Below are 21,583 nucleotides of genomic sequence, written 5' to 3'. Positions count from 1 at the left end.
CAATAACGCTTGTATTAATGAGGGGCTGAAAAAAGATGGATCAAACTATGAATCCAAAACTTAAAAAATATAAACGTCTTTTCTTCACCGCAATGTTTTCGTGCGTCCTTTTCTTCGTTTTTTCTTTTTTTGTTATTATTATAGTTGCAAAAATTATGGGACCTCCTCCTGTTGCGGTCCCGCAAACAAGCGTCTTTTACGCAAACGATGATACTGTTATTGGACAAAGTAACGAAATTCAAAAACGTTACAATGTCTCTCTTAATGAAATTTCACCTTATGTAAAAGAAGCGACCCTTTCTATTGAAGATCAAAGATTTTATAAACATCACGGCTTCGATGTGAAACGGATTGCAGGTGCAATTGTTGCTGATTTAAAAGCGATGGCAAAGGTACAAGGAGCTAGTACAATTACACAACAATACGCGCGTAATCTGTATTTAGATCATGATAAAACGTGGAAACGAAAATTATTAGAGGCAATGTACACTATCCGCCTTGAAGTAAACTATAATAAAAATCATATTTTAGAAGGATATTTAAATACAATTTATTACGGACATGGCGCTTATGGCATCGAAGCTGCGTCCCGTCTATATTTCGATAAAACGGCAAAAGAGTTAACATTAGCAGAAGCTAGTATGCTGGCAGGTATCCCGAAAGGGCCAAGTGTCTATTCTCCCTTTTTGAAAGAGGATCGCGCTAAAGGACGACAAGCTCTCATATTAGATGAAATGGTGAAGCAAGGATATATTACGAAGCAACAAGCAACCTTAGCGAAGAAAGAGACACTAACTTTTGCCTCATTAGATACGAAAAAAGTAGCAGAGGTCGCACCATATTTCCAAGATGCTGTACAAGCTTCGCTTCTTCGTGATGTTGGATTAGACGAACAAGCTTTACAACGAGGTGGCTTACGAATTTATACAACGCTAGACCCTAAACTACAAGCTGTAGCAGAACAAGCTGTAAAAGATCATATACCTGACACAACAAACATACAAACTGCTCTCGTCTCTATGAATCCAACGACAGGTGAAGTGGCTGCTCTTGTTGGTGGAACTGATTATAATATGAGTCAATTTAACAGGGCTACACAAGCCGTTCGTCAGCCTGGTTCTACATTTAAGCCATTTCTATATTATGCGGCATTAGAACGAGGATTCACGCCTGCTACGCGCTTAAAAAGCGAATATACTGTATTCACCCTAGGTGACGGCGTTTCAAAGTATAAACCGAAGAACTATAAAGATTATTATGCAGATGATTTCGTAACGATGGCACAAGCTCTCGCAGTCTCTGATAACATTTATGCTGTGAAAACGAATTTGTTTTTAGGAGATGACACGCTAGCAAAAACAGCGAAACAATTTGGAATTAAAAGTGCATTAAAAGATGTGCCTTCTCTAGCTCTCGGTACATCACCAGTAAAACCAATTGAAATGGTTAACGCTTATAGCATGTTCGCAAACGGTGGAAAAGAAGTAAAACCTACTTTCATTCGCCGCATTATGGATCATGAAGGAAATATATTATACGATGCTCATTTAGAGAGTAAACAAGTTCTCGACAAGAGCAAAGCGTTTGTAATGGAAGAAATGATGACTGGTATGTTTAATAAGAAACTAAGCAGTTATGCTGCTGTAACTGGCCAATCGATGTTATCAAAATTATCAAGAACATATGCCGGCAAATCTGGTTCTACTGAAACGGATAGTTGGATGATCGGATTTACTCCGCAAATCGTAACAGGTGTATGGGTCGGATATGATCAACCTAAATCTATTTCAAACGTAGCAGAACAGGGGTATGCGAAGAAAATATGGACTGATACGATGGAGAAGGGCTTAGATGGACAGCCTAAAAAAGAATTTAAACAACCAAGTGACGTCGTAGCGGTTAATATCAATCCAGAGAACGGTAAAATTGCTACAAAAAATTGTCCTATTTCTGTGAAAATGTATTTCGCTAAAGGTACCGAACCGACTGAATATTGTATGGATCACGTCGATGATAAAGAAGAATTTGAAAAAACAACTGAAGAAAAGAAAAAAACAAGTTGGTGGAAAAAATATCTTCCTTGGTAAAAAAATAGCTGACGGGCATCCGTCAGCTATTTTTTATTCACTTAATAATGCACGGCGCAATTCTTCACTAGATTCGTTCCAAATCGCTTCATTATGTTCTTTCAAGAACGTACCAAGTACCTTTTTAGATGATTCATCCATATGGTCAACCATAATGTGACGCTTCAATGATTTATCCATTTTATTTACGTGTTCTGGAAGTGATTTATATCCGCGGCGAATCTCACGGTCAACTGTCATTTCACAAGCTGTTACACCTGCGTAATACGCACCTGTCGCAGTTCTTTCAATTGTTACCCAAACAAGCCAAAATGGTTTTCCATTTGGAACTTCATCTTTATTTGTTAAAAACTTAATACCTTTTTCTACTGTACTACGCGCATGCATCGCACCGATATCAACGAATGCAGTCTTCTCTAGTACATCAACAAATACAGGTGAAATGTTTTCTAAGCTTAATGCTCCAACACCAAATCCACCATGTCCATCTGTTGAATCATTTTTCACGATATTAAAACCGATTTTTTTCTTTTTCTCTGTCATATGTAAAATCCTCCTCACTTAAAAATTATAAAAGGCCAAAAATAGGCGCAATGATGCTGTCTAAAAATACAAATACATGCGGAATAACTACCTGGAAAATAGGTTGAATTGTGTAATTACTAAGCGGTGTAATAACGAGAATTAATAACGCAATTGCCCCGTATTTTTCATACTGTGTCATTTTCGCGCGAATATTTGCTGGCGCTAAATCTTCCACAACTCGATATCCATCAAGTGGCGGGATCGGTAATAAGTTAAATACAAGTAAAACGATATTCAGCATAATAAAAATCTGGAAAAATTGAGCTAACGTATCTGCCACTGCAGATGGAATTGAGTATAATACACCAAATTTTAATAAGCTATACCAAATAATTAAACCAATTGCACTTAAAATTAAGTTACTAATCGGCCCTGCAATTGACACTAATATACCTGCCAGACGCGGTCTTTTAAAGTTATATGGATTAACAGGAACTGGTCTTGCCCAACCGAATCCAAGAATTAATACTGCAATCAAACCGATAGGGTCTAAATGGGCCATCGGTGATAACGTTAAACGCCCTTGTCTCTTTGCTGTATCGTCCCCAAATTTATATGCAACATATGCATGTGCAAATTCATGAACGGATAGTGCAATAATAATTGCCATTGCTACTAACGGAATTTCGTGCAATGGATATCTAAATAACTGATCCATACTTCATCTCCTCTTCCATATGTCAAAAAAAGAAATTATTTGTTTTTTCGATTGTTCTTCCCCATAATCCGCTATAATAAGAGTGTAACTTACATAAAAGGAGCGATTGTACATGCCATACGTAACAGTGAAAATGCTAGAAGGACGCACAGAAGAACAAAAGAAAGCTCTTGCTGAGAAAGTAACAGCAGCAGTAAGCGAAACAACTGGTGCTCCTGAAGAAAACATCGTTGTTTTCATCGAAGAAATGTCTAAAAACCATTATGCAGTTGGCGGAAAACGCTTAAGCGACAAATAATTTCAAGTTTTTTCATAAGAAGCAGCCATTAGCTGCTTCTTATTTCTTTCCTTCTAACAACTCAATAATTCTCTCTTTATATTTTCCTTTTCTTCCATCTTCATAGATTAAATCATGTGGATAGAATAGCTTTTGATCCGTTCTTTTCTTACCTGTAATCGCCTCAACAATATCCGACTCACGTGAAAGCTCTCTAAGCTCTCCGTTTGGCATAAGAAGTAGGATTGGTAGACGCTCTTCTTCTTCTCCTGCACGATAAAAGTCATACGGTAAGTCTGATGTTGAATCAACTACTAAATAATACTCCGGATCAAGTCCAATCTTTTTAAATAAACTACTTAATTCCATCCAATTATCTAAACCGTGTTTATCTGTAAACTCTACATATTTAAATAGATTTCGATTCATAAAACGGCGGCATAAATCGCTTAAAATTGTATCTTCTTCTTCCTGCCATACTTGGAAGTAGTAATACATAACGTTCTCGTCTAACTTTAAATAATCCTCTACTGTTACTTCTTCTTCAAATAAAGAATAGAAATGAACAGGATGATTTTTGAATGTATAATACTTCTCGTGCAGTGATTTCGCACGGTGTAAAATCTTCGTTAAAATAACTTCTGCACTTCGCGTTACTGGGTGGAAATATACTTGCCAATACATTTGATAACGACTCATAATGTAATGCTCAACAGCATGCATACCACTATTTTTAATGACTACTTGATCCCCATACGGGCGCATTACACGCAGTATACGTTCCATATCGAAGTTTCCGTACTTTACGCCTGTAAAATAAGCATCTCTTAATAAATAATCCATACGATCCGCATCAATTTGGCTCGAAATCATACTAATTGCTAATTTATTAGTAGACGTTTTTGCAATTACATCTGCTACCTTTTGTGGAAACTCCTTATCAACACGACTTAATACACCATTAATCTCCGTATTGCCAACAATAATCTTTTGCGTAAATTTCTCATGATCTAATGAAAATACTTTTTCAAACGAGTGAGAAAATGGGCCGTGACCGACATCATGAAGTAATGCCGCACATAAACATAACAATCTATCTTCAGCATTCCAATTTGGTCTGCCATCAAACACATCATCAATCATACGACGAATAATTTCGTATACACCTAACGAATGAGTAAAGCGACTATGCTCTGCACCGTGAAATGTAAAAAATGTCGTTCCAAGCTGCTTAATACGGCGCAAGCGTTGAAATTCTTTCGTTCCGATTAAATCCCAAATAACACGATCACGCACGTGCACATATTTATGTACTGGGTCTTTAAACACTTTTGTTTCGCTGAGTTTGTCGTTTAAATATACCACTTTCCGACATCCCCCTTTCTTTACTACATTCTTACTTTATATTATAAACGAAATGAGAAACAGAAAGAAATGAAAGACTGTATTAATTCCCTTTATAAAAAGAAAAAATCACCTTTACCGAAGTAAAAGTGATTTCCTTTATACATTATTTACCTAAAACGAATTCAGCAACTTCGTCTAAGATCATATCTTTCCCTAATGGGAAGTAACCTTTGTTTAAGTCTTCATTTTTAATTGTGAATACGTGGTTGTTTTTAACAGCGTTCATGTTTTTCCAAATTGATTCTTCTTGGAATTCTTTCAAGCGCTGAGAACCGTCACCAGTTGTAAATACGAATAAGTAATCTGGGTTGTAATCGATTAAAGCTTCTTTTTGTACTTGTACTAGTGGTTTATCAGTTGGTGTACCTTTAACTGCTGGTAGTTTTAAGTCATTAAAGATTACGCTACCGTAACCGTAGTCACCGTATACGCGGAAAGCATTTGGATATGCAGCCATTTTCATAAATGTTGCTTCACCAGTTTTAGCGACGATTTTGTCATGTAATTTGCTTGCTTTTTCATCATACTTTTTGAACCATTCTTTTGTTTCTTTTTCTTTACCGAAGATTTGACCTACTTCTTCAAATTTTGGACGCCATTGATCTAATGGAGTGTTTAACATAACTGTTGGTGCAATTTTAGATAATTGATCATAAATCTTTTCTTGACGATTATTTACAAGAATTAAATCTGGTTTTGCAGCAGCTACTGCTTCGATGTTAATTTTATCGCCCCAAGCAGAACCAACTGGTTTAACGTCTTTTAGTTTCTTTTCAATATGTGCATCAATTTTTTCTTGAGATGTATTAGCAGTAATAACCGGTTTCATACCGAAAATTAATAATTCTTCTGTTGAACCACTAAGGTCAGCAATTTTCTTTGGGTTTGCAGGAATTTTAATTTCCCCTTTTGCATGTTTTACAGTGCGCTCTTCAGTCTTTGCATCTGCTTTCTTTTCTTCTTCTTTGTTAGAACAAGCTGCAAATAGTACAGAAGTCACAACTAGTACCATTGCTAATAGTGCCATTTTAAAATTCTTCATGTTCCCACTCCTTCTAGCTGTATTTATCTTATAAGTTACAACGAACTATAAGAAACAAAGATAACAATTAATTAATATATATTTATTAATTGTTGTTAATAACCCATTCTAACGGGCGTTCAACTTCCCATTCTTATATAAGAAGCTCAACGTCCATTAGAAGTCCCCCTCTTCACGAGGGGGTTCTACTTATGCTTTTTTACGCAATTGATTACTAATCATCGCTAAATCATATGTTAAACAAATTGGCTTACAGTTTACTGGACATGGAACGATTTGAGCTTCAATCTCAAATACGTTACGAAGTGTTTCACTTGTCATAACTTCATCTGGCGTTCCTTGTTTCATTAACTTACCTGCTTTTAATGCAATCATATGATCGGAGAAACGAGAAGCGTGATTTAAGTCATGGATAACCATAACAATCGTTCTACCTTCTTCTTCATTTAACTTTTTCAATAAGTTTAATACTTCTAATTGATGAGCCATATCTAAGTACGTCGTTGGTTCATCCAATACAAGTAATTCTGTTCCTTGTGCAAGAGCCATTGCAATCCAAACACGTTGACGTTGACCGCCTGATAGCGCTTCTGCTGGACGATTCGCAAATTCTTTCATTCCTGTCACTTCAAGTGCCCAGTTAATGTAGCGATAATCCTCTTCTTTCAACGTGCCATACCCTTTTTGATGAGGGAATCTTCCATATGACACAAGCTCAAATACAGTAAGACCCGTTGGCACTTCTGCAGTTTGTGGTAAAATCGCCATTTTCTTTGCAATTTCTTTCGTTGGCTGTTTCTCAATTGCTTTTCCGTCAAGATAAACAGTACCTTGCTTTGCCTTCAAAATACGAGACGCCGTTTTTAATAATGTGGACTTCCCACAACCATTTGGTCCAATAATTGTTGTAATTTTCCCTTCCGGAATTTCAACTGTTAATCCATCAATAATTAAACCTTCATTATAGCCAACCGATACCGCATCCACCGCTAAAGTTGCCATACGAAAAGCCTCCCTTTATTTTGTCCTCATAAGTAAATAAATAAAATACGGTGCACCAATTACAGAAATAACAAGACCGACTGGTATTTCTGAAGTTGTTAGTACACTTCTTGAAATTACGTCTGCGAATAAAAGTAAAAACGTTCCTATTAGCGCAGCTGTGGGCAACATAATTTGATGTTTACCACCAACAAGGCGCCTTGCTAAATGCGGGGCCATTAAACCGATAAAGCCAATTCCGCCGGCAACAGCAACAGATGCCCCTGCTAAACAAACTGCAATAAATAATAATTTACGTCTTTCTTTTTCTACGTTTACACCAAGGCCAACTGCTGTAGAATCGCCTAGGTTCATTACATTTAATATGTGTGCTTTACTTATAGCAAGCGGTAAGAAAATAACCATCCATGGAAGTACACTTAATACGAATTTCCAATCTGTACCCCATAGACTTCCCGCCAGCCAAATCGTAGCAAAACGAAAATCGTTAGATGTCATCTTCATAGAGAAAATTAAACTAACAGCTCCAAATCCAGCTGCAACGGCAATACCGACTAGTATTAATCGAGTCGATGAAACGCCGTCTTTCCATGCTAGTAAATAAATAATTACCGCTGCTAATATCGCTCCAACTAGTGCGAAGAATGGGAGAATGAATACAGATAAAAATGTACCAGTCCCTACTTTCCCGAAGAAGAAGTAGACGAATATAACAACTGTTAATCCCGCTCCAGCATTAATACCTATAATACCTGGATCAGCAAGAGGATTTCGTGATAAACCTTGCAAAATCGCGCCTGACATAGCTAAAGCAGATCCGACTAGTATAGCAATTACCATACGCGGCATACGGAATTCAAATAAAATAACAGACTGATCTTCAGCCCCTAGTCCAACCAATGACTTTAATACGTCCATTGGCGGGATTTTAAAAGTTCCTGTATTTAAACTAATAAGAAATATAGAAACGATTAGTCCTACTAAAATCGTTAATATAGAAATGTTCTTTTTTGTTAAGACACTCGTCCTCACATCTTTCCTCTCCCTTCATTACGTGCTAAGTAGAGGAAGAATGGAACCCCAATTAGCGCTGTAATTGCTCCAATTGGCGTTTCAAATGGCGGGTTAATAACGCGAGATAACATATCTGCACATTCAATTAACAGCCCACCTAAGACCGCAGAACATGGAATAACCCATCTATAGTCCGAGCCTACGAGGAAACGAGTCATATGCGGAATTACAAGACCAACAAATCCAACTGATCCTGCCATGGAAACTGCGGAACCCGTTAAAACAAGAACAAGTACTGTTCCGATAAATTTAATCAATGTCGTATTTTGACCAAGTCCAATCGCAATTTCTTCACCGAAGCTCAAAATTGTAATATATCTCGACATCATAATTGCGATAAAAAGACAAATAAGGCCAATTGGCACTAACATATTAATACTTTGCCATTTCACTCCAGCGACTCCGCCTGCATTCCACATACTCACCTCTTGGGCAAGATTGAAATACAATGCGATTCCAGATGAAATTGCCCCTAATAAAGCACTAATAGCTGCACCTGCTAAAGCTAATTTCACAGGTGTTAATCCACCTGGTGAAGAAGATCCAATTCCATATACAATGCTTGCACCAAACGCAGCTCCAATAAAAGATGCGATAACAAACATTAAATAAGGTGAATTAGGGAAAAATGCATACATAATTGCAATTCCAAATACAGCTCCATCTGTAATCCCCATTAACGATGGTGAAGCAAGTGGATTTCGCGTCATACCTTGCATAATTGCTCCTGATACCGCTAAAAAGGCACCTGCAACTACGCCCCCTATTGCTCTAGGCATGCGAAGCTCTTGAATTACGTTATGATGTGTAATAGATCCATCAAACTGAAATACAGCTTGCCATACAGTCTTTAAACTAATATCTGCAGCCCCAAAAGAAATAGAAACTGCCATGCTTAAAGCTAACAAAATTGTACCCGCTACTAAAATAATAGAAGCGATGAGCGGTCTGCTCTTAATCTCTTTAACATTCTCTTCTTGCTGTTCTATACTGCTTGCGCTCGCTTCCATCCCTCAACCATCCTAACCAACAACATATATTTATTGAAATGAAATTTATTCTCAAATAGTAATAAAAAAATTAGGTGAATTGTTATTTCCCTGATAATGATTATCAGAATCAGACACTTCTATTCTACCTATCGCTTTAAAAGACTGTCAACCATTATTTTGAAATATAAATTTATACAAATTGGTATTTTAATACAAAAGTTATGTTCATCCTTTAGAAAATGTTCGTCCACACAAGAGTACTTTCGCAGAATAAATCATTCCTCTTATGGGCATAAAAAAAGAAGAGTAATCTTTTCACTCTTCTTTTTCTTACTTATTTAACTTCGCTTCAATTTTCACGATTAACTCATCTTCTGTTGGAGCCGCAACTGGACGGTTATTTACAAATGCGAATGATTTTTTACGACCAGGACCACAGTAAGACTGACATCCAACTTCAATCGTTGCACATGAATCTACTTTTTTTAACTTCGGAACTAACGTTTTAATGTTCGTTGCCTGACAGTCATCGCACACGCGAAACTCGTTTCCCATTACATAACACTTCCTCTATTTTAAACTTTTCTCAAGTACATTTAAAAATAAACACTAAATGGTATTTTACCGCTCTTTGAAGCTCGTTGCAAGTTTCCCTACAAAGCCTATTCTCTACATAATGATACATATTTATATGCTCTCCTACAGAAGCGCTCACCATTCATGGGAAAATTTTTACCTTTCATCGAAATCTACCATATTTTTAAAAGCTTTGTATAAAAGTTTATTTTTTTGCCCATTATAAAAATAGGAAGTTCATAAAAAGAAAGGGAGTTGAATCTATGAAAGTAAGACAAGATGCTTGGACAGATGAGGATGATTTATTACTTGCTGAAACGGTACTTCGTCATGTTAGAGAAGGAAGTACGCAATTAAATGCATTTGAGGAAGTAGGGGATCAGTTAAATCGTACATCTGCTGCTTGTGGTTTCCGCTGGAATGCTGTTGTTCGCTATAGCTATGAACAAGCTCTTCAACTAGCAAAAAAACATCGTAAAGATAAAATGCGTGCTGCAAGCGGTGAACAAGCGAAAAAACGTTTACTTTATACACCACCAGCTTCAGATTCGATAACTGATTATGAAGAATTAGTACAAGAAGAATCAATCGTACAATATAAAGAAGCTATTCCATATCAAGAATCTACTGCTCCTGCTGCAAGAAGCTCTATGACAATGCAAGATGTTATTTATTTTTTACAAACAGTCGGATCTTCAAATATAAAAGTGACAGCTCTTGAAAACGAGAATACGAGATTGAAACAAGAAATTAAAGCACAAATCCTTCGGAATGAGGAACTAGAAAAGAAACTAGAAAAATTAGAAAAGCAATCTCATACTGTACAAGAAGATTACGAAACACTTATGAACATTATGAACCGTGCTCGTAAATTGGCAGTCATGGATGACGAAGAACGTTCTCAAACATCTTTCCGAATGGACCGAAACGGTAATTTAGAAAAAATTGCAGAATAAGAAGGATGCATGCAATGCATCCTTTTTATTATTTCACCTTTAAGCTCCCCCTTTATATGTGAGAAAACTCCATTCTTCATTTTTTGCTATAATAGAGATTGTCATTTTAAAGATAAGGGGTTAGTTATATGAGCAATTCCCGTTCCATTTTATCTCAGCCAGAGTGGCGCATTGTAGATCAGTCTAGTTTGGGACCAACATTCCATGCACTTCAGTCATTCGCAATGGATGACACATTATGCACAAGCATTGGAAATGGCAAGTCAGCCGCAACAATGCGTTCTTGGGTTCATCACAATACAATTGTCCTTGGCATTCAAGATTCACGCCTTCCGCATTTAGAAGAAGGTATTTCTTTTTTAAAACAACACAACTTCAATGTTATTGTTCGTAATTCTGGCGGGCTTGCAGTCGTGCTTGATGAAGGTGTTTTAAACGTATCACTTTTATTCCAAGAAACAGAAAAAGGTATCGATATTGATCTTGGATACGATACAATGTGGCATTTGATTAAGGAGATGTTAAAGGATTACGACGTTACTATCGAGGCAAAAGAAATTGTTGGCTCTTACTGTCCTGGTAGTTATGACTTAAGTATTCGCGATCAAAAATTCGCTGGTATTTCACAACGTCGTATTCGCGGGGGGGTCGCTGTCCAAATTTATCTCTGTGCTACCGGAAGTGGCTCTGAGCGTGCCGCACTCGTTCGTGATTTCTACAACCTAGCAATTCAAGGAGAAGAAACACGCTTTACGTACCCTGAAATTGTACCAAGTACGATGGCCTCACTCTCAGAATTACTTGGCGAAACCATTACAGTACAAGATTTAATGATGCGTCTTTTAAAAACATTGCAGCAATTCGCTCCAAAGTTAACACCATCTCAATTAACAATAGATGAGATTCCTTTATATGAGACGAATTTACAACGTATTATTGATCGTAATAATAAAGCACTTGGCTTAGAAAAATAAAGACCGTCGCTATTATAGCGACGGTCTTTATTTCAATTCATTATAGAATTAAAGTGCTTGAGCTGCTGTAATTAAAGCTAACTTGTACACTTCTTCTTCGTTACATCCACGAGACAGATCATTTACAGGCATGTTTAAGCCTTGTAAGATTGGTCCTACTGCTTCGAAGTTACCTAAACGTTGAGCGATTTTGTAGCCAATATTACCAGCTTCTAAGCTTGGGAATACGAATACGTTAGCATCACCTTTAATTGTAGAACCTGGAGCTTTTTTCTCAGCTACAGATGGTACGAATGCAGCATCGAATTGGAATTCTCCATCTAAAGTTAACTCAGGAGCCATTTCTTTTGCAATGCGAGTTGCTTCTACAACTTTTTCTGTTTCTGGAGATTTCGCAGAACCTTTTGTAGAGAAGCTTAACATAGCAACGCGTGGATCAATGCCGAATAACTCAGCTGTTTTCGCACTTTCGATACCGATTTCAGCTAAATCTTGGCTGTTTGGTGCAATGTTAATTGCGCAATCAGCGAATACATATTTCTCTTCTTCACGTACCATGATGAATACGCCAGAAGTTTTTGTAACGCCTGGTTTTGTTTTAATAATTTGAAGTGCTGGACGAACTGTATCAGCTGTAGAGTGAGCTGCACCACTTACTAAACCGTGTGCTTTGCCCATGTATACAAGCATTGTACCGAAGTAGTTTTCGTCTTTAAGGATTTTGCGAGCGTCTTCTTCAGTTGCTTTACCTTTACGGCGTTCAACGAAAGATGCTACCATTGCATCCATTTCTTCGTATGTAGCTGGGTCGTAAATATCAACGCCTGCTAATGTTAAATTCATGCTAGCAGCTTTTGCGCTAATTTCTTCCTTATTACCAACTAAGATTGGTTTTACTAACTCTTCTTTTGCTAAACGCTCTGCAGCGCCTAAAATTCTTTCATCAGTTCCTTCAGGAAGTACGATAGAAATGCCTTTTCCTTGAACTTTTTCTTTTACTGTTGTAAATAAGTTGCTCACGAATAAACCCTCCTACATATGTTAAAAAAACTCTATCTTTAAGAATACTGCTTTTCTTCTATATTTTAAACTTATAGCTCCCAAAAAATAGATAAAATAAAAATGATTATATTTTCATAAAATTCAGCCGTTAAATTCACCTTGCTTAAACACTTAAATGTGACAATTTTATGCGCCAAGGTTTTATATAGATGATTTTAAAACTATATATGCTATAGTTAACGTGTAAAACTATCATTAACTGAGGTGAATAGAATGAGTGAAGCAACAACAACGTTAGATGGCTGGTATTGTTTACATGATTTACGTTCTATTGATTGGGCTGCATGGAAAACATTATCTAGCGACGAACGCGGACAAGCAGTGTCTGAATTTTTAAATGTCGTTGAAAAATGGAACGAAGTAGCTACTGCGAAAAAAGGTAGTCACGCAATGTATACAGTTGTTGGCCAAAAAGCTGATATTATGCTTATGATTTTACGTCCAACAATGGAAGAGTTAAATGAAATTGAGACAGAATTGAATAAAACAACTTTAGCTGAATATATGGTTCCTGCATATTCTTACGTATCTGTTGTTGAATTAAGCAACTACCTTCCAGCTGATGAGGATCCATACCAAAACCCGCAAATTTTAGCTCGTTTATATCCTGAATTACCGAAAGCAAATCATATTTGCTTCTATCCAATGGATAAGCGTCGCCAAGGTGATGACAACTGGTACATGCTTCCTATGGAAGAACGTAAAAAAATGATGTACAGCCATAGTAAAATTGGTCGTCAATACGCAGGTAAAGTACGCCAAGTGATTTCAGGATCTGTTGGATTCGACGATTTCGAATGGGGCGTAACATTATTCGCTGACGATGTTCTTCAATTTAAGAAACTTATATACGAAATGCGCTTCGATGAAGTAAGTGCTCGTTATGGTGAATTTGGAACATTCTTCGTTGGAAACATTTTACCAGACGAAAAAGTAGAGAAATTTTTACACATATAAATGGTGAAAAGGAACGAAATTCGTTCCTTTTTTTATTCTTCTCTATATTTATCCTCAAAAATCTCCTTTTTTCTACACTTTTGAAGAAAAACCAACATTTTTTCAAATTTCTTGTAAAATTGTAACCTTTTTATATGTAAAGATATGCTAAAATGATACGAGCTATATGCTAAATAACGATGCGAAGGTGATAATCTATATGAAAAAAATCTTGTCTATTTTACTATTGCTTGTATTGTCAATTTCTTCCTTAGGAGTAACAACATCCCATGCGGAAGAAAAAATACATATTGAGGCGGCGGCTGCACTTTTATTTGATGCAGATACAGGAAAAATACTTCACGAGCAAAATCCAGATGAATTGCTAGCTATTGCTAGTATGTCAAAATTAATTGTTGTTTACGCTGTTTTAGAAGCAATTAAAGAAGGAAAAATCACATGGGATACGAAAGTAAATATTTCTGATTACGCTTATGAAGTCTCTCGTAATAATGAATTCTCTAATGTACCGTTCGAAAAAGGACGTCAATATACTGTAAAAGAATTATATCATTCTATTGTTATATTCTCTGCAAATGGATCTAGTATTGCTTTAGCAGAACTTCTTGCAGGAAGTGAGAAAAACTTCTTAAATCTTGCAAATGAACATGCTAAAAAGCTAGGATTAAAGAAATATAAATTTGTAAACGCTACTGGCTTAAATAACGCTGACTTAAAAGGAAAACATCCTGAGGGTACTGATCCAAATGCAGAAAACTCTATGTCAGCTCGTGATATGGGTATGCTTTCAAAAGCAATGATTACAAAGTATCCAGAAATGCTAGAGGATACAAAACAAAGATTTAGAAACTTCCCAGACAATCACCCCAAACCAATTCGTATGGAAAACTGGAATTGGATGTTACCAGGAGCTGCTTTCGCTTATGAAGGTACTGATGGTTTAAAAACCGGAAGTTCTGATACAGCTGGATACGGATTTACCATTACTGCTAAACGTGGTGATGTACGTCTTATCTCGGTTATTATTAAAACAAAATCAATGGATGAACGTTTCACGGAATCTCGTGAATTAATCGAATATGGATTTAATAACTTTGAAAAACAAAAACTAAAAGTTAATAAAAACAATACAATCTCTGTAGTAAAAGGGAAAGAAGACCAAGTAACTGTTGCACCCGAAAAAGAAATAACAGTAATTGCGAAAAAAGGTAGCAAAGAGCCTTATAAAATTGGAACTGAATTAGATAAATCTCTTTCTGAAGATGGACATTTAGTTGCACCTATTAAGAAAGATACCAAAGTAGGCTCAATTACTTTAGAATCAACTGATAAATATGGTTTCTTAGACGGTAGTAAAAGTATGAAAGTTACTGCAAAAACGACAGAGGAAGTTGAAAAAGCAAATTGGTTTGTGTTAACAATGCGCTCTATTGGTGATTTCTTCTCAAACTTATGGTCTAGAGTTTTTTAATAAAAAAGCTGGCTCACGCTAGCTTTTTTTATTTTCCACTCTCAATGTAAAACTTCGTTTGGTTGTCATATCTGAGTCCTTTTCCTCATACGTATGAACTAGTAATTGTTCCACACTTCATCTAGAAATAAACCTCTTTCCAAAAGGTATTACAAAAAGAGAGGTGACACATAATGGGCGTTATTGCTTATAACGAAGAAGATGTAAAGTTGTTGGCTAGACTGATGCGTGCTGAAGCCGAAGGAGAAGGGCAACAAGGAATGTTAATGGTCGGAAACGTTGGGGTAAATCGTGTCCGCGGAAATTGTTTAGACTTTAAAAGCATTCGTAATTTACGTCAAATGGTTTATCAAAACCCCGGCGGTTTTGAAGCAACGCAAAAAGGATATTTTTATCAACGGGCACGCGAACAAGATATTGCCCTAGCGAGACGGACCATTCAAGGGCAACGTTTTTGGCCTGCCAACTTTGCCTTATGGTTCTTTAGACCTGAAGGTCCTTGTCCACCAACTTGGTATAACCAACAAAACTCTGGTCGCTTTAAAAAGCACTGCTTCTTCCAGCCATCTGCTGGAGACTGCCCTAGCGTATATTAAGGAATAAAAATGAGGAGGGATTTTTGAATGGCACAGCAACAAAATCCATACTATGGAACAGGTTTTTATCAACCATCTGGAACTTATGTACAACCGCAACAAATGACTCAACAACAGCAGCAAGCGATGCAACAACAAACAGCTCAAGCTGCGCAAGCTCAATATGCAATTTCTCAAGGCATGTTACCTCTAGAGCAATCCTATATTGAAAATATCCTTCGTTTAAACAAAGGTAAGCAAGCTACGGTTGTAATGACCTATGAACGTGGCAGTTCCCTTGGCACACAATCTTATACAGGTATTATTGAAGCAGCTGGCCGTGACCATATCGTTATTAGTGAACCGCAATCAGGAAAACGCTATTTACTACTAATGATCTACTTAGATTACGTAGAATTTCCAGAAGAAATTACGTATTTACCTAGTCAACAAGCAACTTATACTCCAAGACCATAAAAAAAGCTGGCAAATGCCAGCTTTTGTTTTTTTATAATCCTTTTACAACTGCAGTCCCTACTAGGATCCACGCCACAATAAACGCTACACCACCAAGAGGTGTAATTGGACCAAAGAACTTAATACCTGTCGTACTTAATGCATACAAACTACCTGAGAACATAATAATTCCAGCTACCATTAGCCAACCAGCAGTAGTTAAAAGTGATGATTGAACCTTATTCATCAATAAAGCAACTACGAATAGTCCACCTGCATGAAACATTTGATATGTAACGCCTGTTTTCCACACTTCTAACATTTTTGCAGAAATTTTATTTTCTAAACCGTGTGCTCCAAAGGCCCCTAATGCAACAGATAGCCCCGCTGCAATACAACCTAGTAAAAAGAAAATTTTCATCTTAATTCCCCTTTTTTACCTTTATCATAAGCAATTTTTGCATATAAGCCAAACGATTTATCTTCTAAAAATCAAATAAAGAATTACCGTTTGCATCACTTTCTTTTATATATACTGGCTCCCCAGAAACAGGTGCAATTGGTTGCATAGTTGTTACTGGTTGTGATCCAATTACTTGCGATGGAATTTGCGGTTCTCTATATGTAGATGTTTCAACTTGTTCATCTAATAATAAGTCACATAAAGCACGCACAACTAATAAATGTTCTTTTGACTTTTGTCCTTCACTACTTTTTGCCTTCGCAATTTCATTCGCCATTTTATTTAAAATCTTGTCGCTAGATATTTGCATTCCTTCTCACCTCGTACTTTGTAATTCTTTCTCGAATTGCCCCAATTTCTCTACTGAACCAAATACTATTATCATATCACGTTCTTTCAATTTTTCCTGCCCTGCTGGATTATGTATAATATCCCCATTTCTTGAAATCGCTAATATTGTTACATCAAACTGATTCCTTACATTACTCTCTAGTAACGATTTACCAACTAATATTGAATCTTTGCCAACTAGAATTTCTTCAATGACAAATGACTGTTCTATTCCATACAACACTGTATCAATATAATGAACGGTTAATGGATTTGCAATACCTTTTGCGATATGAATACCCGCCATACTAGATGGATTAATAACCTTATTTGCACCGGCACGCCTTAATTTCTCTTCAGTTTCTGGCTTTTCAGATCTCGCCACAATTTTAATCGTATCGTTTAACCCTCTTGCTGTTAATGTAATAAATACATTTTCGGCATCATTTGCAACAATAGCAACTAAACCAGCTGCTTTTAAAATTCCGGCATTATGTAATACTTGATCTTCCGTTGCATCTCCATGTACAAATAAAAGCTTTTCCTGCTCCAATATACTTTCATCTTTATCAACAACGACAAATGGAATATTCTTTTCTTGCAATTCATGTACAACTTGAAGCCCCACTCTACCGCAACCACATACTATAATATGATTTTTCAACTGCGCTATTTGTTTATCCATCTTCTTCCTCCGTACTGCATGAAATAAATTCCCTTCAATAATCATAGCTGCCACTACCCCAATTGCATACGTAACAATACCTACGCCAACAGGAATAATAAGAAGCGCAAATACTTTCCCCGCTTGCGTTACAGGAACAGCATCTCCGTATCCAACAGTCAATACAGTAATCATTGTCATCCAAAATGCTTGAAACAAACTAATCTCTTCAATCGTCATAAATCCTATCGTTCCTAGAATTACAACAAAAGTCATACATATAACTGCTATCCATAATTGCTTACGTGCATTCATACCGTGTTTCAACTCTTTTCTCTATCTACAATCTTTGCCAGTGGAAATAAAATACGTATATACTAGATACGGAATCTATGAAAGAGGTTGATATAATGAAGACATTTCTTTCCGCCTTACAATGGGCACTATTTATTTTAGCTGGAAGCCTTATTGTACCAATTAGTGTCGCAACTAGTTATGGTCTTGATGGCGCTGAAGCCATTGCATTCGTACAAAGAACATTATTTGTTCTAGGCTTTGCTGGTCTCTTGCAAGCTATATTTGGGCATAAACTTCCTATTCAAGAAGGTCCTGCTGGCCTTTGGTGGGGAATTTTCTCCCTTTATACGAGTTTAGGCGTCGTATTATTTGGATCAAGCAATGAGACACTTAAAGTTCTTCAATATGCTTTCTTATTAAGCGGTATTATTTGTATTATTCTTAGCGTTTTTGGACTTATTGATAAACTCGTTCGCTATTTTACACCGACAGTCATTGGAACGTATTTATTTCTTCTTGTCACGCAGCTTAGTGGCTCCTTCTTAAAGGGAATGTTTGGCCTTGATGGAAAACATACAGAAGTACAACCTAACGTATTTATTCTTTCACTCATTGTTATTTTACTATCCTTTTTCATCATGAAGCTACCTATTATTGGACAATATTCCGTTCTTTTCAGTATCGTATGCGGCTGGATATTATTCGCATGTTTCGGATTATCTAATCCAATAACACCAGTGACAGACATAATCCGTTTTCCATCCTTATTTGTTTTCGGAATGCCTCGTGTTGAATGGAACATGGTAATTACGGTCATTTTCGTTACACTCTTACTTCTAACAAATATGTTAGCAAGTATTCGCGTTGTACAAAAGGTTGTCTCTAAATATGAAGAAAACGCTGCATCAGATCGTTTTAAACAAGCTGGCATTATAACAGGAATCAACCAATTGCTAGGCGGCCTATTTTCAGCTATTGGGCCTGTCGCTATTTCTGGATCAGCAGGTTTTATTGCAACGACTAATATTTATAAACGTCTCCCGTTTATATTAGGGTCAAGCTTTATTATTGTCGTTAGTATATTTCCAAAGATTACTTCATTCTTTGCAGCAATCCCTGTTGCAGTTGGTTATGCCGCTATTTATCCTGTATTCGCAAGCATGATTGGTCTCGCCTTTCGAGAATACGAAACTGTCCAGGATAAAGAACGATTATTTAAAGTAGCCGGTCTTTCAATCTTTACAGGAGTCGGAGTTATGTTTGTTCCAGCAGGAGCATATTCCACACTTCCACCATTTCTAGCATCGTTTTTAAGTAATGGTCTCGTTCTTGGATCTGTAATGGCAATCTTGCTAGAAATACTATTTTCTCGTTCCGCTGCAAAACAAATATCGTAAATTGGAAAACTTCCATTATTGCACTCTACCTTTAGAGTTGTTACGATAAAATCAAACTTTAATCATTGGGGTTTTATTCTTCCCCAATGATTATTAACCAATATTATGAGCAACAACTCATAATAATTTATCTACTTCTTTTCAAAGAGGTTTGATGTCTTACTATTATTCCTCAACATCTTCATGAACATGTATTTTGATTTCAATTAAAGAAAGGAATTTTCTATATGACTTATAAAATGATTGTTTTAGATTTAGATGATACTTTATTACGTGATGACCATACTATTTCACCTCGTACGAAAGAAGCGTTAATGACTGCACAAGAGCAAGGGGTAAAGGTTGTACTTGCTTCTGGACGTCCAACATTTGGTATGCGCAATGTAGCCAAAGAACTTCGCTTAGAAGAATACGGCAGTTTCATTCTATCTTTTAATGGCGCAAAAATTATTAACTGTAAAACAAACGAAGAAATCTTTAGTAGTACACTATCTCCTGAAATCGTTCACAACCTATTTGAAATTAGTAAAACTGAAGATGTATGGATTCATACTTATATGGGCGATGATATCGTAACGGAAGAAAATAATCCTTATACTGAAATTGAGGGCGATATTACTGGTATGCCAATTGTTGTAGTAGATGACTTTAAAGCCGCAGTTAAAGAGCCTGTAGTAAAAGTATTAATGAATAAAGAAGCTGAACGCCTTGTTGAAGTTGAAAAGAAACTTCAACAACAACTAGAAGGCCAATTAAGCGTGATGCGTTCGAAACCATTCTTCTTAGAATTTACTGAAGCCGGTGTTACAAAAGGAACGAGCTTAAACAAACTGATTCAAAAGCTTGGCATTAAGCGTGAAGAAGTTATCGCAATGGGCGATAGCTATAACGACCAAGCAATGATTGAATTTGCTGGTCTTGGCGTTGCAATGGGCAATGCACCTGATGATATTAAAGAAATTGCGAACTACGTAACAGATACAAATATGAACGATGGTGTTGCAAAAGTTGTAGAGAAATTCGTTTTAAAAACGGATGTACTTGTTTAATATTTTCATTCACAAAACCTATTTGAAGTCAAATACTTCAAATAGGTTTTTATTTAAATTCTCATGCTTTTGTGACTATATTTTGAACTTTGCACTATTCTCGTAGTGTAAACTTTCTTTTTGTATATAATGAAACAAAATAGACTATTTTATTTTGAAAAAGAATACAAATTTACTATATACAAGCATACGTTAAAGGAGGCTACTTTATGTTATCTACACCAATCGGACGATTAAGAGCAATTGGACTAGTTGAGGGTATTTCTTTCCTATTACTATTATTTGTAGCAATGCCATTGAAATATTTTGCAGGATTTGCAACAGCTGTTAAAATTACAGGCATGGCTCATGGTGTTCTATTTATTCTATTCATCTTTGCAGTAATTCAAGTAACAATCGTACACCGTAAATCAATTTTATGGGCACTTGGAGCATTCGTTTCATCAGTTATCCCATTTGGTACTTTTGTACTAGATGCAAAATTAAAGAACGAGCAACAATGATAATAAAAAGGTAGTTAACAACTGTTAACTACCTTTTCTATTTATAAATTTGGAATTTCCCAATCAATTTCTCTTTCGCCCATATTAGCTAAAATTGTATTTATTTTAGAATATGGCTTACTACCAAAGAAACCACGTCTTGCCGATAATGGGCTTGGATGTACAGATTCGATAATATGATGATTCGGATTCGTAATTAATTTCTTCTTCGCCTGCGCATGGCGCCCCCACAATATGAAAATAACTGGCTTTTCACGTTCGTTCAATAGTTCAATTACACGATCTGTGAAGTGCTCCCATCCTTTTCCCTTATGAGAATTTGCTTCGCCTTGACGAACTGTTAATACGGTATTTAGTAATAATACTCCTTGTTCCGCCCATTTTACTAAATAACCGTTATTCGGGATTTCATAACCATATTCATCTCGAAGTTCTTTATACATATTTAACAATGACGGTGGTGTTTTAACACCAGGTTGCACAGAAAAGCTTAAACCATGCGCTTGATTCGGTCCATGATATGGATCTTGCCCTAAAATGACAACCTTTGTATTTTCATAACTTGTATACTGAAGAGCGTTAAAAATATCTTCTACCTTCGGATAAACAACATGCGTGCTGTATTCTTCTGTCAAAAAACTGGATAGAGTAAGATAATACTCTTTCTCGAATTCTGTTGCCAATAGTGGCTCCCAATCATTCTTTAAAACATTTTCCATACTGTCACTT

General features: G+C 36.4%; 24 protein-coding genes. 11 read left to right on the top strand and 13 right to left on the bottom strand.

The window, feature by feature from the left end; genetic code table 11:
• Window positions 1–35 precede the first annotated feature (35 nt).
• Complete coding sequence (locus DN401_RS19610) at window positions 36–2,087, top strand: transglycosylase domain-containing protein (protein ID WP_000372958.1); 2,052 nt, start codon at window positions 36–38, stop codon at window positions 2,085–2,087.
• 33 nt (window positions 2,088–2,120) lie between these two features.
• On the opposite strand, the gene DN401_RS19605 is transcribed toward DN401_RS19610, so the two are convergent.
• Window positions 2,121–2,630 carry a YwhD family protein gene (locus DN401_RS19605; protein ID WP_000136678.1) on the bottom strand — a complete coding sequence of 170 codons (510 nt, stop codon included), beginning with the start codon at window positions 2,628–2,630 and terminating at the stop codon, window positions 2,121–2,123.
• Between the two features lie 25 nt (window positions 2,631–2,655).
• The gene (locus DN401_RS19600) at window positions 2,656–3,330 is read right to left on the bottom strand and encodes a site-2 protease family protein (RefSeq protein WP_000372445.1); all 675 of its coding nucleotides are present in this window, start codon (window positions 3,328–3,330) and stop codon (window positions 2,656–2,658) included.
• 112 nt (window positions 3,331–3,442) lie between these two features.
• On the opposite strand from DN401_RS19600, the gene DN401_RS19595 reads away from it, so the two are divergent.
• The gene (locus DN401_RS19595; protein WP_001147171.1) at window positions 3,443–3,628 is read left to right on the top strand and encodes a 2-hydroxymuconate tautomerase; all 186 of its coding nucleotides are present in this window, start codon (window positions 3,443–3,445) and stop codon (window positions 3,626–3,628) included.
• A gap of 39 nt (window positions 3,629–3,667) precedes the next feature.
• On the opposite strand, the gene DN401_RS19590 is transcribed toward DN401_RS19595, so the two are convergent.
• From DN401_RS19590 to DN401_RS19565, 6 genes are all read right to left on the bottom strand, one after another.
• Window positions 3,668–4,972 carry an HD domain-containing protein gene (locus tag DN401_RS19590; RefSeq protein ID WP_000262743.1) on the bottom strand — a complete coding sequence of 435 codons (1,305 nt, stop codon included), beginning with the start codon at window positions 4,970–4,972 and terminating at the stop codon, window positions 3,668–3,670.
• Between the two features lie 145 nt (window positions 4,973–5,117).
• Complete coding sequence (locus DN401_RS19585; RefSeq protein WP_000787724.1) at window positions 5,118–6,056, bottom strand: ABC transporter substrate-binding protein; 939 nt, start codon at window positions 6,054–6,056, stop codon at window positions 5,118–5,120.
• A 189-nt stretch (window positions 6,057–6,245) separates the two neighbouring features.
• Window positions 6,246–7,058, bottom strand: coding sequence for an ABC transporter ATP-binding protein (locus DN401_RS19580; protein ID WP_000212070.1), 813 nt, complete (start codon window positions 7,056–7,058; stop codon window positions 6,246–6,248).
• 15 nt (window positions 7,059–7,073) lie between these two features.
• The gene (locus DN401_RS19575) at window positions 7,074–8,090 is read right to left on the bottom strand and encodes a FecCD family ABC transporter permease (RefSeq protein WP_001260757.1); all 1,017 of its coding nucleotides are present in this window, start codon (window positions 8,088–8,090) and stop codon (window positions 7,074–7,076) included.
• Window positions 8,087–9,142, bottom strand: a complete 1,056-nt coding sequence (locus tag DN401_RS19570; protein ID WP_000388293.1) for a FecCD family ABC transporter permease — start codon at window positions 9,140–9,142, stop codon at window positions 8,087–8,089. Before DN401_RS19570 ends, DN401_RS19575 begins: the two co-directional genes overlap by 4 nt.
• 312 nt (window positions 9,143–9,454) lie before the next feature.
• A complete protein-coding gene (locus tag DN401_RS19565; protein WP_000526071.1) occupies window positions 9,455–9,679 on the bottom strand; it encodes a YuzB family protein in 225 nt (74 codons plus the stop codon).
• A gap of 284 nt (window positions 9,680–9,963) precedes the next feature.
• On the opposite strand from DN401_RS19565, the gene DN401_RS19560 reads away from it, so the two are divergent.
• Window positions 9,964–10,656 (top strand): RsfA family transcriptional regulator, encoded by a 693-nt coding sequence (locus DN401_RS19560; protein WP_000868358.1) that lies wholly within the window; start codon window positions 9,964–9,966, stop codon window positions 10,654–10,656.
• A gap of 128 nt (window positions 10,657–10,784) precedes the next feature.
• On the top strand, window positions 10,785–11,630 hold the full coding sequence (gene lipL, locus DN401_RS19555) for an octanoyl-[GcvH]:protein N-octanoyltransferase (protein ID WP_000071943.1): 846 nt from the start codon (window positions 10,785–10,787) through the stop codon (window positions 11,628–11,630).
• Between the two features lie 48 nt (window positions 11,631–11,678).
• Here the strand turns inward: lipL and pta are convergent, their stop codons facing one another.
• Window positions 11,679–12,650 carry a phosphate acetyltransferase gene (gene pta / locus DN401_RS19550; RefSeq protein WP_000067215.1) on the bottom strand — a complete coding sequence of 324 codons (972 nt, stop codon included), beginning with the start codon at window positions 12,648–12,650 and terminating at the stop codon, window positions 11,679–11,681.
• Window positions 12,651–12,905: 255 nt separating this feature from the next.
• Here pta and hemQ point away from each other — a divergent pair, with 255 nt between their 5' ends.
• The 4 genes from hemQ to gerQ all read left to right on the top strand — a co-directional run bounded on the left by hemQ (window position 12,906) and on the right by gerQ (window position 16,172).
• On the top strand, window positions 12,906–13,649 hold the full coding sequence (hemQ, locus tag DN401_RS19545; protein ID WP_001287595.1) for a hydrogen peroxide-dependent heme synthase: 744 nt from the start codon (window positions 12,906–12,908) through the stop codon (window positions 13,647–13,649).
• Window positions 13,650–13,848: 199 nt separating this feature from the next.
• The gene (locus DN401_RS19540) at window positions 13,849–15,120 is read left to right on the top strand and encodes a serine hydrolase (RefSeq protein ID WP_000722871.1); all 1,272 of its coding nucleotides are present in this window, start codon (window positions 13,849–13,851) and stop codon (window positions 15,118–15,120) included.
• Between the two features lie 173 nt (window positions 15,121–15,293).
• Window positions 15,294–15,716 (top strand): cell wall hydrolase CwlJ, encoded by a 423-nt coding sequence (cwlJ, locus tag DN401_RS19535; RefSeq protein WP_000538168.1) that lies wholly within the window; start codon window positions 15,294–15,296, stop codon window positions 15,714–15,716.
• Window positions 15,717–15,743: 27 nt separating this feature from the next.
• Window positions 15,744–16,172 (top strand): spore coat protein GerQ, encoded by a 429-nt coding sequence (gene gerQ, locus DN401_RS19530; protein ID WP_000068652.1) that lies wholly within the window; start codon window positions 15,744–15,746, stop codon window positions 16,170–16,172.
• 31 nt (window positions 16,173–16,203) lie between these two features.
• On the opposite strand, the gene DN401_RS19525 is transcribed toward gerQ, so the two are convergent.
• The 3 genes from DN401_RS19525 to DN401_RS19515 all read right to left on the bottom strand — a co-directional run bounded on the left by DN401_RS19525 (window position 16,204) and on the right by DN401_RS19515 (window position 17,923).
• Entirely contained in the window at window positions 16,204–16,572 is a 369-nt protein-coding gene (locus DN401_RS19525) for a DUF423 domain-containing protein (RefSeq protein WP_000688318.1), read from the bottom strand.
• 64 nt (window positions 16,573–16,636) lie between these two features.
• Window positions 16,637–16,924: a YwdI family protein gene (locus tag DN401_RS19520; RefSeq protein ID WP_001167352.1), complete on the bottom strand. Its 288-nt coding sequence runs from the start codon at window positions 16,922–16,924 to the stop codon at window positions 16,637–16,639.
• A 6-nt stretch (window positions 16,925–16,930) separates the two neighbouring features.
• Window positions 16,931–17,923, bottom strand: coding sequence for a potassium channel family protein (locus tag DN401_RS19515; protein WP_000993980.1), 993 nt, complete (start codon window positions 17,921–17,923; stop codon window positions 16,931–16,933).
• Between the two features lie 95 nt (window positions 17,924–18,018).
• Here DN401_RS19515 and DN401_RS19510 point away from each other — a divergent pair, with 95 nt between their 5' ends.
• From DN401_RS19510 to DN401_RS19500, 3 genes are all read left to right on the top strand, one after another.
• Window positions 18,019–19,302, top strand: a complete 1,284-nt coding sequence (locus DN401_RS19510; RefSeq protein WP_000847042.1) for a purine/pyrimidine permease — start codon at window positions 18,019–18,021, stop codon at window positions 19,300–19,302.
• A gap of 227 nt (window positions 19,303–19,529) precedes the next feature.
• Window positions 19,530–20,351 (top strand): Cof-type HAD-IIB family hydrolase, encoded by an 822-nt coding sequence (locus tag DN401_RS19505; protein ID WP_000221387.1) that lies wholly within the window; start codon window positions 19,530–19,532, stop codon window positions 20,349–20,351.
• Window positions 20,352–20,560: 209 nt separating this feature from the next.
• Window positions 20,561–20,854 (top strand): DUF3817 domain-containing protein, encoded by a 294-nt coding sequence (locus DN401_RS19500; RefSeq protein WP_000953396.1) that lies wholly within the window; start codon window positions 20,561–20,563, stop codon window positions 20,852–20,854.
• 41 nt (window positions 20,855–20,895) lie between these two features.
• On the opposite strand, the gene DN401_RS19495 is transcribed toward DN401_RS19500, so the two are convergent.
• Window positions 20,896–21,573, bottom strand: a complete 678-nt coding sequence (locus tag DN401_RS19495) for a uracil-DNA glycosylase (protein WP_000432527.1) — start codon at window positions 21,571–21,573, stop codon at window positions 20,896–20,898.
• Between the last annotated feature and the right edge of the window lie 10 nt (window positions 21,574–21,583).

Source organism: Bacillus sp. BF2-3 (genome assembly GCF_008368795.1).
Taxonomy (GTDB): domain Bacteria; phylum Bacillota; class Bacilli; order Bacillales; family Bacillaceae_G; genus Bacillus_A; species Bacillus_A cereus.
The sequence above is the reverse complement of the archived record's forward strand: the minus strand, read 5'-3'. Positions and strand labels throughout refer to the sequence as shown.